The following is a 13,158-nucleotide window of genomic DNA, read 5'->3' as shown; positions in this document are numbered from 1 at the left end:
CAACAGCGAGGAGCGTAGGATGGCCCTGACCGAGATTTCTGGCGCACCGGTCGTGACAGCGATGCAGGTGATTCCGGTCGCGGGCCGCGACAGCATGCTCCTCAACCTCAGCGGCGCGCACGCGCCGTTCTTCACCCGCAACATCGTCATCCTCACCGACAATGCCGGCCACACCGGCGTCGGCGAGGTGCCGGGCGGGCAAAAGATCTGGCAGACGCTGCAGGACGCCCGCGACCTCGTGATCGGCAAGACCGTCGGCGCGATGAACAACATCCTCGCCGACGTCCGCTCCGCCTTCGCCGACCGCGACGCCGGCGGCCGCGGCAAGCAGACGTTTGATCTTCGCGTGATGATCCACGCGGTCACCGCGATCGAGTCCGCGCTGCTCGATCTGCTGGGTCAGCATCTGAGCCTGCCGGTCGCAGCCCTGCTCGGCGAAGGCCAGCAGCGTAGCAGCGTCGAGACGCTCGGCTATCTCTTCTTCGTCGGGGACATCAGCAAATCGAAGCTCAACTACATCAAGGGCGAGACCGGCAAGGCGGAATGGTTCAACCTCCGCCATCAGCAGGCGATGACGCCCGAGACGGTGGTGCGGCTCGCGGAAGCCACCCACGACCATTACGGCTTCGCCGACTTCAAGCTGAAGGGCGGCGTTCTGCGCGGCGAGCAGGAGATCGAGGCCGTCACCGCCATCGCAAAGCGCTTTCCGAACGCGCGCGTCACGCTCGATCCCAACGGCGCCTGGTCGCTCGACGAGGCGATCAGCCTGTGCAAAGGCATGCACGGCATCCTCGCCTATGCCGAAGACCCCTGCGGCGCCGAGGGCGGCTTCTCCGGCCGCGAGATCATGGCCGAGTTCCGCCGCGCCACCGGCATGCCGACCGCAACCAACATGATCGCGACCGATTGGCGGCAGCTCTCCCATGCGCTGCGCCTTGGCGCGGTGGACATTCCGCTGGCCGATCCCCATTTCTGGACCATGCAGGGCTCGGTGCGCGTGGCCCAGACCTGCCGTGACAACGGCCTGACCTGGGGCTCGCACTCCAACAACCATTTCGACATTTCGCTGGCCATGTTCACCCATGTCGGCGCCGCCGCCCCCGGCAAGGTCACCGCGATCGACACGCACTGGATCTGGCAGGACGGCCAGGCGCTCACCAAAGAGCCGCTCCAGATCAAGGACGGCAAGATTGCCGTCCCTGATAGCCCGGGCCTGGGCATCGAAATCGACAGGGCCGCCATCGACGCGGCGCATGACCTCTACAAGCAGCATGGACTCGGTGCCCGCGATGACGCTATTGCCATGCAGGACCTGATCCCCGGCTGGACCTTTGACGACAAGCGTCCGTGCCTCGTGCGTTAGGCATGATCCCGGAAAAGTGGGCACCGGTTTTCCGATAAGGATCATGCCCCTTAAATGACTTGGAGGAATGAGATGACTGCGATCCTGAAGAACTTCATCGGCGGCGAATGGGTCGACGGCTCCGGCGTCACCAGGAACATCAACCCCTCCAACACCAACGACGTCGTCGGCGAATACGCCAAGGCCGACAAGGCGCAGACCGAGAAGGCCATTGCCGCCGCCAAGGCCGCCTTCCCCGCCTGGTCGCAGTCGACGCCGCAGGTGCGCTTCGACGCGCTGAACAAGATTTCCCTCGAGATCCTCGCCCGCAAGGAAGAGCTCGGCCGCCTGCTCGCGCGCGAGGAAGGCAAGACGCTGCCCGAGGGCATCGGCGAGGTCGCGCGTGCCGGCCAGATCTTTGCGTTCTTCGCCGGCGAGGCGCTGCGCCTGATCGGCGAGAAGGGCGCCTCGGTGCGTCCCGGCCTCGACGTCGAGCTCACCCGCGAGCCGGTCGGCGTCATCGGCATGATCACGCCCTGGAATTTCCCGATCGCGATCCCGGCCTGGAAGATCGCGCCCGCGCTCTGCTACGGCAACACCGTGGTGTTCAAGCCGGCAGAGCTCGTGCCCGGCTCCGGACATGCGCTGGCCGAGATCATCACCCGCTCCGGCATTCCCGCCGGCGTGTTCAATCTCGTGGTCGGCTCCGGCTCGGTGGTCGGCCAGACCCTGCTCGACCACCCGGACGTGGCCGCGATCTCCTTCACCGGCTCGGTGCAGACGGGACGCAAGATCGCGCAGGCCTGCGTGCTCTCCAACCCGATGAAGAAGTTCCAGCTCGAGATGGGCGGCAAGAACCCGCTGGTCGTGCTCGACGACGCCGACCTCAAGACCGCCGTCGAGGTCGCCGTCAACGGCGCCTATTTCTCGACCGGCCAGCGCTGCACCGCCTCCTCCCGCCTGATCGTCACCGAAGGCATCCATGACCGCTTCGTCGCGGCGGTGGCCGAGCGCCTGAACGGCCTGTCGGTCGACGACGCGCTCAAGGCCGGCGTGCATATCGGCCCGGTGGTCGACCAGAGCCAGCTCGACCAGGATCTGCGCTACATCAAGATCGGCCAGGACGAGGGCGCCAAGCTCGCCTTCGGCGGCGAACTGCTCAAGCGCGAGAACCCCGGCCACTACCTGCAGCCGGCGCTGTTCACCGAAGCCAACAACAACATGCGCATCGCGCGTGAGGAGATCTTTGGTCCCGTCGCCGCCGTCATCCGCGCCAAGAACTACGAAGAGGCGCTGGCGATCTCCAACGACACCGAGTTCGGCCTCGCTTCGGGCATCTGCACCACCAGCCTGAAATACGCCTCGCACTACAAGCGCAACAGCGAGTCCGGCATGGTGATGGTCAATCTGCCGACCGCCGGCGTCGACTATCACGTGCCGTTCGGCGGCCGGAAGGGCTCGAGCTACGGCGCCCGCGAGCAGGGCTCCTACGCGCGCGAGTTCTACACGACGGTGAAGACGGCTTATACCTTTCCCGGGTGATGTGCTGACATCGTAGGGTGGGTTAGCCCGCGGCTGCGCGAAGCGCAGTCCGCCGGCGTAACCCACCTCTTCCGGTTCGACGGATGCAGACATTGGTGGGTTACGCTACGCTAACCCACCCTACACTTCGGAGTCCTCCCATGGACCAGGACGTCGCAGCGAAAGAGCAGCCCCGCTACATCAAGCTCAACGAGCGCGACAATGTCGCGATCGTGGTCAATGATTTCGGGCTTCCCGCCGGCTCCCGCTTTGCCAGCGGCCTGACGCTGCGCGCCTTCGTGCCGCAGGGGCACAAGACGGCACTGGTCGACATCGCGCAAGATCAGCCGATCGTCCGCTATGGCGAGATCATCGGCTACGCGCTGTCGCCGATCCTGGCCGGCGAATGGGTCGACGAGGCGCGCATTCGCATGCCGGATGCCCCCGACCTCGACAAGCTCGAAATCTCGACCGCCGTCCCTGCGCCGCTGCCGCCGCTCGAAGGCTTTACCTTCGAAGGCTATCGCAATCCGGACGGCTCGGTCGGCACCAAGAACATCCTCGGCATCTCCTCCTCCGTGCAATGCGTCAAGGGCACGATGGAATATGCAGTCAAGCGCATCCGCGCCGAGCTGCTGCCGAAGTACCCGAATGTCGACGACGTCGTGCCGCTGACCCATGCCTACGGCTGCGGCGTCGCCATCACTGCGCCCGACGCGGTGATTCCGATCCGCACCCTGCAGAACATCGCGCTCAACCCGAATTTCGGCGGCGAGATCCTCGTCGTCGGCCTCGGCTGCGAGAAGCTCGCACCGGAGCGACTGGTGCCGGAAGGCATCGATAACGCCATCGTACGCATGCAGGACGAAGCCTTCGACGGCTTCGGCGCCATCGTCGATGCGATCATGACCCAGGCCGAGGCCCGCCTGAAGATCCTCAACAAACGCACGCGCGAGACCTGCCCGGCCGCCGATCTCGTCATCGGCCTGCAATGCGGCGGCAGCGACGCCTTCTCCGGCGTCACCGCCAATCCCGCCGTCGGCTTCGCCGCGGACCTGCTGGTGCGTGCCGGCGCCACCGTGATGTTCTCGGAAGTGACCGAGGTGCGCGACGCCATCCAGCTGCTCACGCGACGCGCCATCAACGAGGACGTCGGCCGCGCACTGGTGCGCGAGATGGCCTGGTACGATTCCTATCTTGCCCGCGGCGGCGCCGATCGCAGCGCCAACACCACGCCCGGCAACAAGAAAGGCGGCCTCGCCAACATCGTCGAGAAGTCGCTGGGCTCGATCGTCAAGTCCGGCTCGTCTGCGATCACCGGCGTGCTCTCGCCCGGCGAGAAGGCGACGCAGAAGGGCATGCTGTTCGCGGCAACCCCCGCCTCCGACTTCATCTGCGGCACGCTCCAGCTCGCCTCCGGCATGACGCTGCAGGTGTTCACCACCGGCCGCGGCACGCCCTACGGCCTTGCGGCCGCGCCCGTCATCAAGGTCGCGACCCGCAGCGAGCTGGCGCGGCGCTGGAAGGACCTGATCGATTTCGACGCAGGCCGCATCGCCACCGGCGAGAAGACCATCGAGGAGACCGGTTGGGACCTGTTCCGCCTGATCCTCGATGTCGCCTCCGGCCGCACCAAGCCATGGTCGGACCGCTGGGGCATCCACAACGATCTGACGCTGTTCAACCCCGCGCCGGTGACCTGAGGCCGCCAGCCGGCTTCACTGACCACCGATCAGGTGCATGTCATCCAGCGTGACGGGCAGGCTGCGCGTGATGAGATCCGCAATCGCCGCGCGCAGCCGTTCGCTCGAAGCCGGACCGTCAAACGTCCCGTCGACCGGCCCGCTCGGGCCGGCGATCCCTATGGTCCCGGTGTTGTCGAGCGGCGCAGCCGCCCTCTTCTCGATCACGTCGAACGTCTTGCCGTCGATGACGCGGACCTCGTAGAGCGCGTGGATCAGGCCGTAGTCCGCAAGCAGCGTCCGGTATTCGGCGATCCCGACACCCTCGACGTTGCGGCCGTTGCCGAGTTTCGATCTCGCGCGGGTGATGACGATGTACGCATCCAGTCCCTGGGGCGCGACATCGCTGCGAACCAGCTCCTTGAACGGATCGCTCCGCAGCAGATTGACGGGCGTGACCGCCGAATCCCTGACGGCAGCGAAGGCGGCGCGGGTGTAGTTGACGGCCTGAACGCGATAGCGTGCACCCAGTAGCCTGGACGCATGCTGGACGATCAGCTCGTCCAGTCCCCATGCACTGATCGAGGCGCTTTGCCCGGTGGAGCCGGGCTTGGTAAGGCCTATCTGTGAAAGGCTCATCTCTTCGCCCATGGCGGAGACGATGCCCACCGTCTTGATCGCCTGGAGCCGGCTCGCGCGCGTCTCGAACGCCGCGGCGGCGCCGAGAGCGACGCAAGCGGCTGCGAGGCCAATCCATAGAAAAGCAGTGCGACGCATGGTGATCTATCGAATCCTGAAATCGAACGAATAGGATGCGCCGAGGCCAACGGTGGTCTGGTTCGACGATCCCCGCAGCTTCACGAGCGGACTGTCCGCGGCATCGCCCAGCAGCTTCTCGTATTCGACATAGGCATGGACCTCCCACTGCGGATTGATGCGATAGGAGACCTGGCTGCCGAAGCCGACCGAGTGCGCGCCGCCTTTGGCGTTGTATGACGGCAATCCCGACGCCAGCGCCTGCGCGGCGTCGACGCCGAAATAGGGAGCGGTCGCCTTGGTGCTTTTCCAAGTGAAGCGCGGACCGGCCGAGATCGTCAACCTCTGAATCAGCGGCACGATGACGTCGGCAGAGATGTCGGCGACGGTGCCGGTATGGCCGCCCACGCCCTGGCGCAATTCGCTGCGCAGGCGGAGCCAGTCGACCGGATAATATTCGACGAAGCCGCCAAGCTCGTAGGCGGCCTTGACGTCGCCAAGGCCGGTCAGCTCGGCATATTTGTCGGCCTTGCGCGAGGCGACGTATTTGAACGCAGGCCCTGCGCGAAAATTACCGACGTCGAGCAGCGCGATGCTGGCGCTGTCGCGCGGCCCGCGAAACTGGTCGATCGATCCGGCGCGGCGGATGGAGAAGATCGGGATCGGCATGAGCTTGCCGTTCTTGGATCCGACGAAATCCGGTGTGTACTCGCCACCGATGCCGACCATGACCGTCCAGTTGCCGGAGGGCGAAGGCAGCATCGGCAGCTCGAATGGCGGCGCCGGCAGCGTGAACGCGGTCTGCGCCGACGCGGATTGAGGGATCGCCATGATCGCGCCGAGTGCGGCGAGGAAGGCGGTCAGCAAGGTCTGCTGCGCGCCCGCCGCACGATCGAGAGCGGCTTCGTCAAAATGCTTCATTACGGGGCCCCGGACCGGCCTTGCTGGCCTGGTCGACTTGTGTGGTTAGGAGCCACAGTATGTGGTCCGGCAAAATTGCCCCAAGATTGCAAGGCGAAAACCGCCGCCCCACCATGCTCCCGGCGCGCAGCTGGCGACGGCCGCCGAACCAACATTGCCCGAACATTGCCGCGCGGCGCTCACGCCGCCAAACTTTGACCGCCGGTGCCGGCCAGCGCCGTCACCGCTGCCTTTTATTCGCCAAGCTCGCTGCCTTAAAGGGAACCTCGCGCACGAACCGAAACGCCGGACTTCGGCCAGGAAGCGTCAAAGTCGGGGTTCTATGGCCCCAGCACAGTCAAGGACGACCCGCGTGCGCTCCCTCGTGATCGAAGACGAACCGCAGATCGGCGCCTATGTCAGCCGCCTGCTCGGACAGTTGCACGGAATCGTCGATCTCGTCGGCTCGATTGCCGACGCCCGCCAGGCGCTGGACAACTTCAAATATGATCTCGCGATCGTCGACCGCATGCTGCCCGACGGCGATGCGCTCCAGGTGGTCACGGCGCTGAGCCGATCGCCGGAACGCCCCGCCATCATCATGCTGACCTCCAAGGACGCCAAGGAGGATGTCGTCGATGGCCTCAACAGCGGCGCCGACGATTATCTCGGCAAGCCGTTCGAGCCGCAGGAGCTGATTGCACGGGTGCGCGCGGTGCTGCGGCGACCCCGGCTGCTCGCCCCTTCGGTGCTGTCGCTCGGCAATGTGGAGCTGCATCTCGGCAGCAACGAGGCGGTGGTTGCCGACACCAAGATCCTGCTGCGGCGGCGCGAGGCGCTGATCTTGGGGGCGCTCCTGATGCGGCGCGACCGCGTCATCACCCGCTCCGCCCTGATCGAAGAGATCTATGGCTTCGACGACGAGATCGAATCCAACACGCTGGAAGCTCAGGTCTCTCGGCTGAGGAAGAAATTGCTCGAGCTCGGCGGCGATGTCGAGATCCGTAGCATGCGAGGCATCGGCTACATCCTGCGGCTGGCGCCGCCGCGATGACGTCGATCGCCCGGACGTTCGCGATCTCGCTCGGCATCGCCGCCACAATGATCTTCCTGATCATGGTCGCGATCTTCGTCTCGAGGTACCCGCTGGAGGAACGCGAGTTCCGGGCCTGCCGGGTCGTCGCCGCTGTTCTCGATCGCGCTACCGAGATCGATGGGCAAAACCTGACAGTACGCCCGACTTCCGCACTCGCGGAATTGAAGGCCGACAGCCCGAACCTCTGGTACGTCGTGTCCGCAGGCGACATGGTCAGCGAGTACGGCAGCGAACGCCGGCCGGCCCTCCCCTTCGCCTTTCCCTATCACGGGCCTGTCGGCTCATCGGTCTTCAACACACTCGACCAGAAGAGCACCTTCTGCCTCGCCGTCGCGCAAAGGGGCTCATTGCAGCTCGCGATGATGGTCGGCGAGCCTCAGGTCCGCTTCGGACGAATGGCCGGGAACTTCCTCGTCAACAGGATTTTTTCGATCATCCTGGTGGCGCTGGCCTTTGCGGCGACCGTCGCCATCGGTTCAGCGCTTGCTGCACGTTTCGTCTCGCGCGGGATCGAACGGGTGGCGCTTCGCGCGCTCGCGATCGACCCGTCGGCACCGCAAGGTCTGATCTCCCTGTCCGAGGTCCCTCGCGAATTGAAGCCGCTGGTCGAGGCGCTGAACCGCGCCTTCGGCGAGATCGACGCCTATATCAGGATGCAGCGCCGCTTTCTCGGCAATGCCGCCCATCAGCTTCGCACGCCGCTGACGCTGCTGCGCGCGAAGGTCGAGGACGTGCCTGAGCCTGCTCTGAAGGCCGAACTGGTGCGTGACATCAGGCGCCTGACGTCGCTGGTGTCCGCCATGCTCGACCTGGCTCGGCTGCAAAATCATGCGATCGAAAAACGGCCGATCGATCTCGCCCAGATCACTCTGGACGTGCTGGCCGATTTCGGCCCCTCGGCACTGGACGCCGGCATCGAGCTCGCGCTGGAACAGGCCGAGAAAGGTCCGCTCCTGGTGCAGGGCGTGGATGCCGCGGTTCGCAGCGCGCTCGCCAATCTCGTCGGCAACGCGCTCATCCACGCCCATGGCGCGCGACGCATCGTCGCCACCGTCCGCCGCGACGGCATCTCGGTTGACGACGACGGCGCGGGCCTGCCCGATGGCGCGGAACACAAACTGCTCGAGCCGTTTCAGACCGGCAACACCGCCGGCGACGGCGCGGGCCTCGGCTTGTCGATCGTCCGCGAGATCATGGCCGCCCACGGCGGCGAGCTGATCATCTCGTCGTCACCCGGCCGCGGCACGAGCATGAGCCTGCGTTTTCCGGTGACCGCCGCGCCGACCATATCTGCGCAGCTGGAGTTGCAGACAAGCTAGCTGCGAGCTGCTTCGATCGATGCCGCGAAACCGTCCGGAAACATTGACGCCGAAAGCTTCGTCATCGTTTCGTCCTGTCGCATTACGCAACCGAATAGATTCGTCCACGGACACACGAATGTTCGCACACGAGCGAACCTCTTTGTGCATCGCCACGACCAAACCTCCGATTGACATCCTCAACGGAGATTTTCCAATGCGTGTTCTCACAATGATTGCCGTCGCCAGTGCCGCGATTGCGAGCTCGACCGGTGCTTTCGCCAGTGAGCTTCCCTCTTATGAAGTGAAGTCGCTGCCGATCTCGGCGATGCAGGTGCAGGTGCTCGGCGGCGCCGGCGTGGAGGAGCAGTCGACCGCGCCGGCGATGACCGTCGCCGGCATGCCCGCCTCGCCCGCGCAGGTTTCGGTGTTGTCGCCGCGCGTGAAGCGGCTTGCGAGCGCCGGCTCGGAAAGCGAAGCGCGCTAAGCCTCCCCTTCGCTTGCGGCGCCTGCATCCGATGCGGGCGCCGTCAGCGTTTTCAGGTCATGCTGCCCGGCATGAAACAGCGTACCCGCGGATGGCCGTCGATATAGTGCTTCCACACCATGGTGCGACCGATCTTGTTCGGCACGGTGATGACGGCACCGTCGGGCACCACGACCCACTCGTTGTCGATGCGGACGCGGAAGCGGCCGCGATCGGACTCCCAATCGACGTCGGCAATGACGTAGCCGTCCGCATCCGTGCAGCATTGCCCGTATTCGCTATGCAGGCTCTCGAACCAGGGCTTTAACGGCGAGTTGGCGTAACGTCCGTCATCGCGCGCCTGCGCCGATGTCGTCACGAGCGCGGCCAGGCCCAGCAAGGGCGCCGCATACAATCCTGCAGGTCGCAATCTTGCAGGTCGTAATCTTGGAAGTCGCAATCTTGGAGGTCGCATATCGTCTCCGCGGGTCGAGATGATCGCCGCGTGGGACAACGCACGCCGCCCGCCTTCCGCAGCTTGTGCGAAAGGCGCGGAGGGCAGCGACTCATTCCCCCAGCAGCTCTGCGGATAGCTATGCAAATCCGGCGCCAGCGTGCATTCCGGGCAACTACTGGAGCGCCCCCGCGGCGCATTGGTCTTTCGGCGGATATGGCCGCCGCCGACTCTCCGTCTTCCCGCCTGCGCGAGGATGACGACGATGTGTGGAGCTACTGCCGATCAGGCGGCCCAGCGCGCGACGGACAGCCTTACTGCTTGGGCGCCGGCGCCATCATCATGCCGCCGCCCTTCTTCGCCGCGGGTGCCGGCGGCTTGGTGGCCGCAGCCTGCGCGGGCAGATATTTTGCGACGATGGCGGGATCGACCTGGGCGATGTTGGTGTCAGGCAGGCGCGTCCAGGCTTCGTCCTTGCCGAGCAGCGCGATGCCGAGATAGCCGCGCAGGGTCAAGGTCTGGCCATCAGGACTGACCTTCATATTAGCCTTCCAGATCTGGCCGTCGCGCGGATTGAGAACGTTGCCGCCTTCGTACTTCAATCCGTCGCGCTTCATGTTGCGGACGAAGGAGATGCCGAGCACCGGCGCGTTCTTGCGATCGTCGGTGCACTTGGCGCAGATCTCGTTCGGATCGTCGCCGGGCCGCGGGAAGGTCTTTGCGATCACGCCTTCGAAGATGCCGTTATGGTCGATGAAGAGGAACCATCCGACCGTCTTGCCGTCCTCGACCTTCTGCCAGAGGCCCGCCGCCGTGGGCTCGGCGATTTGTGCCGCAGACGGCGTCACCGTCGCGAGCGACAATGCGAGCGCGAGGAAGGGGAGCAGCCGAGAGCTGGAAGAAATCCGCATTAGATCACCTTGTTATTCCACGACCGGAATGGCCGCAGACTACGGCGATTTCGCGAACGGTTCCAGCACCAGAAACATGGGGCATCGCCCTCCCGGCCTGCCTTCGTCAGTTGACACCAAGCTTCTTTTGCAGGCTGGAGGACGAGGTCGTGTACTGGAACACGAGCCGCTTCTCCGGATAGACGTAGCGATGGGCTTTTTGCGACATCAGCGCGCCCTCGTGGAAGCCGCACAGGATCAGCTTGATCTTGCCGGGATAGGTGTTGATGTCGCCGATCGCGAAGATGCCGGGAACATTGGTCTCGAATGCGGACGTCTCGACCGGCACCAGATTGTTCTCCAGCGCAATGCCCCAGTTGGCGACCGGGCCGAGCTTCATGGTCAGCCCGAAGAACGGCAGCATGGTGTCGCAGACGACTTCCGTGACGCTGTTGTCGTTGCCCTTGATGGTGGCGCCGGTGAGCTTGCCCTCGGTGCCTGAGAGAGCGGTGACCTGGCCGAGCCGGAGATCCATCTTGCCGCCGGCGACCAGCGCGCGCATCTGCTCGACGCTGTGGGGCGCGGCGCGAAATTCGTCGCGCCGGTGCAACAGCGTGATGCGCTTCGCAATCGGATGCAGATTGAGCGTCCAGTCGAGCGCGGAATCGCCGCCGCCGACGACCAGCACGTTCTTGTCGCGGAACGTCTCCATCTTGCGCACGGCGTAATGCACGGAGGTGCCTTCATAGGCCTCGATGCCCGGTACCGGCGGACGCTTGGGCTGGAACGAACCGCCGCCGGCCGCGATCACCAGCACCTTGCATTCGAACACCTTGCCCGCATCGGTGGTGCAGCGAAACAAGGGATCGCCGATCTTCTCCACGGTCTCCACCATCTCGCCGAGATGGAAGGTCGGATGGAACGGCTTGATCTGCTCCATCAGCGCGTCGGTGAGGCCCTGCCCCGAAACCTGGGGAATGCCGGGAATGTCGTAGATCGGCTTTTCCGGATAGAGCTCGGCGCACTGGCCGCCGACCTTATCGAGGATGTCGACGAAATGCGTCTTCATGTCGAGAAGGCCAAGCTCGAAGGCGGCGAACAGACCGCACGGGCCGGCGCCAATAATCAGCACATCGGTTTTGATCACGTCGCTCATGTCGTCTCTTTATCGATCGTTGTCGGTTGGACGGCGCCCAGCGGGCAGAGGTGACCCTGCCTGTCTAGCCAACGGGGATGGATCAGGGAAGGCATAAAAGCGGGAGCGCCCCGCAGCCGCGCCCACTTGCCGGGTCAGGATAACTGGGTTGTAACGAGGATGGATATGACGGAGATCAATCGGTGAACGCACCAAGCCGCCTCGACACGACGCCGCGTCTGGAGGACTTCCCCTTCCGCCTCAGCGACAATGTCCGCTTTGGCGATCTCGACCCCAACCAGCACGTTAACAACGCGGTCTACGCCACCTATTTCGAGACCGGCCGCGTCACGCTGATGAAGCTTCCCCAGTACGGTCTGACCCCGCCGGGCCTCGCCTGGATCATGGTGCGGCTCGACATGCATTTCCGCGCCGAACTGCACTGGCCGAATACGATCGAACTCGGCCTCGGTGTGGTGAAGCTTGGACGGACGTCCGTGACCTTCGAGCAGGTCGTGTTCTCGGAGGGAAAATGCATCGCCTCGGCGATTTCAGTCGGCGTCTTGCTCGACGAGGCGACGCGCCGGCCGGCCCCGCTGACCGCGGAGGTGATGGAGAAATTCAGACCCTGGCACAAGCGCGGCATCGAAGTCGCGCCGCCGAGCGCTTCGTAAATCGCAAGAAGGGGCAGGCTTGAAAGATCAGGCCTGGCGTTCCGGCGTCGTCACGACGAGACCGTCGAGATCGTCGGAGACCTTGATCTGGCAGGACAGGCGCGAATTGGGGCGCACGTCGAAGCCGAAATCGAGCATGTCCTCTTCCATCGGCGTCGGGCTGCCGACCTTCTCGCGCCAGGCTTCGTCGACATAGACATGGCAGGTCGCGCAGGCGCAGGCGCCGCCGCATTCGGCCTCGACGCCGGGAACGCTGTTGCGGATCGCGGCTTCCATCACGGTCGCGCCGTTCTCGATTTCCACCGTGCGGGTTTCGCCCTTGTGGTCGACAAAGTGAATCTTGGCCATGTGTGCTCGTGCTGCCGCGGTGCTGGGAATGAAGGAGGGTCCGGGCTGTCCTATAACGGGTCGATCAGCCCGGCGCCATAGGGTTTTGCTGCGAAGTGAATCCCGCTTTGCGGCAAGAAAATGCGTCAAAACAAGCGACTAGAATCCGGCTCGGCCGCGTGGCCTCAAGGCTTCAGCATCGCCTCGATGGCAGTGCGGGCCTCGGTCACCGCCTCCTTCAGCGCGGCGAGGGCGTGGCGCTGGTTATGCCCGGTCTGGATCGCGGTCTCCAGGCTTGCCGCGGCATCAGCCACCGCAAAGGCGCCGACCCCGCGGGCCGAGCCCTTGAGCTTGTGGGCCAATGCACCGGCCTCGGCCGGCAGCGCCGCCATCGCCGCGATCAGGCGGACCGCCTGCTCGGCAAACATGGCCAGCACTTCCTGTTCCAGATCCGCATCGCCGAGCGTCATCCGGGAGAGATGGTCGAGGTCGAGCGGGCTGTCGATGGGTGCAAGCGGGGGCGAGGGCATCCAGTCCATCCGTTGCAGTTCAGGCGTCATGGCGCAGGCCCCGGCATCGCGCGACGGTTCCGCCGGTTTGGCGGTGAGTTCGCCTCA

14 protein-coding genes are annotated in these 13,158 nt (G+C 65.0%); 7 read left to right on the top strand and 7 right to left on the bottom strand.

What is annotated here, in order from left to right:
- The first annotated feature begins 19 nt into the window (after window positions 1-19).
- The 3 genes from gudD to garD all read left to right on the top strand — a co-directional run bounded on the left by gudD (window position 20) and on the right by garD (window position 4,566).
- The gene (gudD, locus tag AABA84_RS12400; protein ID WP_212250528.1) at window positions 20-1,363 is read left to right on the top strand and encodes a glucarate dehydratase; all 1,344 of its coding nucleotides are present in this window, start codon (window positions 20-22) and stop codon (window positions 1,361-1,363) included.
- Between the two features lie 72 nt (window positions 1,364-1,435).
- Window positions 1,436-2,884, top strand: coding sequence for an aldehyde dehydrogenase family protein (locus AABA84_RS12395; protein WP_212250529.1), 1,449 nt, complete (start codon window positions 1,436-1,438; stop codon window positions 2,882-2,884).
- A 140-nt stretch (window positions 2,885-3,024) separates the two neighbouring features.
- Window positions 3,025-4,566, top strand: a complete 1,542-nt coding sequence (gene garD, locus AABA84_RS12390) for a galactarate dehydratase (RefSeq protein WP_338306552.1) — start codon at window positions 3,025-3,027, stop codon at window positions 4,564-4,566.
- A gap of 15 nt (window positions 4,567-4,581) precedes the next feature.
- Here garD and AABA84_RS12385 read toward each other — a convergent pair whose 3' ends face one another.
- Entirely contained in the window at window positions 4,582-5,214 is a 633-nt protein-coding gene (locus AABA84_RS12385; RefSeq protein ID WP_338312184.1) for a hypothetical protein, read from the bottom strand.
- A gap of 114 nt (window positions 5,215-5,328) precedes the next feature.
- Window positions 5,329-6,222 carry a MipA/OmpV family protein gene (locus AABA84_RS12380; RefSeq protein WP_338312183.1) on the bottom strand — a complete coding sequence of 298 codons (894 nt, stop codon included), beginning with the start codon at window positions 6,220-6,222 and terminating at the stop codon, window positions 5,329-5,331.
- 352 nt (window positions 6,223-6,574) lie between these two features.
- On the opposite strand from AABA84_RS12380, the gene AABA84_RS12375 reads away from it, so the two are divergent.
- From AABA84_RS12375 to AABA84_RS12365, 3 genes are all read left to right on the top strand, one after another.
- Complete coding sequence (locus AABA84_RS12375; RefSeq protein ID WP_338312182.1) at window positions 6,575-7,255, top strand: response regulator transcription factor; 681 nt, start codon at window positions 6,575-6,577, stop codon at window positions 7,253-7,255.
- A 62-nt stretch (window positions 7,256-7,317) separates the two neighbouring features.
- Window positions 7,318-8,616 (top strand): sensor histidine kinase, encoded by a 1,299-nt coding sequence (locus AABA84_RS12370; RefSeq protein ID WP_246550634.1) that lies wholly within the window; start codon window positions 7,318-7,320, stop codon window positions 8,614-8,616.
- Window positions 8,617-8,812: 196 nt separating this feature from the next.
- Window positions 8,813-9,082 carry a hypothetical protein gene (locus AABA84_RS12365; RefSeq protein WP_212250537.1) on the top strand — a complete coding sequence of 90 codons (270 nt, stop codon included), beginning with the start codon at window positions 8,813-8,815 and terminating at the stop codon, window positions 9,080-9,082.
- Window positions 9,083-9,134: 52 nt separating this feature from the next.
- Here AABA84_RS12365 and AABA84_RS12360 read toward each other — a convergent pair whose 3' ends face one another.
- From AABA84_RS12360 to AABA84_RS12350, 3 genes are all read right to left on the bottom strand, one after another.
- On the bottom strand, window positions 9,135-9,491 hold the full coding sequence (locus tag AABA84_RS12360; protein ID WP_212250539.1) for a hypothetical protein: 357 nt from the start codon (window positions 9,489-9,491) through the stop codon (window positions 9,135-9,137).
- 338 nt (window positions 9,492-9,829) lie between these two features.
- Entirely contained in the window at window positions 9,830-10,426 is a 597-nt protein-coding gene (locus AABA84_RS12355) for a DUF2147 domain-containing protein (protein ID WP_212250541.1), read from the bottom strand.
- A 106-nt stretch (window positions 10,427-10,532) separates the two neighbouring features.
- Window positions 10,533-11,561: an NAD(P)/FAD-dependent oxidoreductase gene (locus AABA84_RS12350; protein WP_212250543.1), complete on the bottom strand. Its 1,029-nt coding sequence runs from the start codon at window positions 11,559-11,561 to the stop codon at window positions 10,533-10,535.
- 182 nt (window positions 11,562-11,743) lie between these two features.
- On the opposite strand from AABA84_RS12350, the gene AABA84_RS12345 reads away from it, so the two are divergent.
- The gene (locus tag AABA84_RS12345; protein WP_338312181.1) at window positions 11,744-12,214 is read left to right on the top strand and encodes an acyl-CoA thioesterase; all 471 of its coding nucleotides are present in this window, start codon (window positions 11,744-11,746) and stop codon (window positions 12,212-12,214) included.
- 27 nt (window positions 12,215-12,241) lie between these two features.
- Here AABA84_RS12345 and AABA84_RS12340 read toward each other — a convergent pair whose 3' ends face one another.
- Together AABA84_RS12340 and AABA84_RS12335 are read right to left on the bottom strand one after the other, a co-directional pair.
- Window positions 12,242-12,562 carry a 2Fe-2S iron-sulfur cluster-binding protein gene (locus tag AABA84_RS12340; protein WP_091958957.1) on the bottom strand — a complete coding sequence of 107 codons (321 nt, stop codon included), beginning with the start codon at window positions 12,560-12,562 and terminating at the stop codon, window positions 12,242-12,244.
- Between the two features lie 164 nt (window positions 12,563-12,726).
- Entirely contained in the window at window positions 12,727-13,101 is a 375-nt protein-coding gene (locus tag AABA84_RS12335; RefSeq protein ID WP_338312180.1) for an Hpt domain-containing protein, read from the bottom strand.
- Window positions 13,102-13,158 lie beyond the last annotated feature (57 nt).

The organism is Bradyrhizobium sp. TM239 (genome assembly GCF_036247985.1).
Classification (GTDB): Bacteria; Pseudomonadota; Alphaproteobacteria; order Rhizobiales; family Xanthobacteraceae; genus Bradyrhizobium; species Bradyrhizobium ottawaense.
Note: the sequence above shows the minus strand (reverse complement) of the source record. Positions and strands in the feature narration are given on the sequence as shown.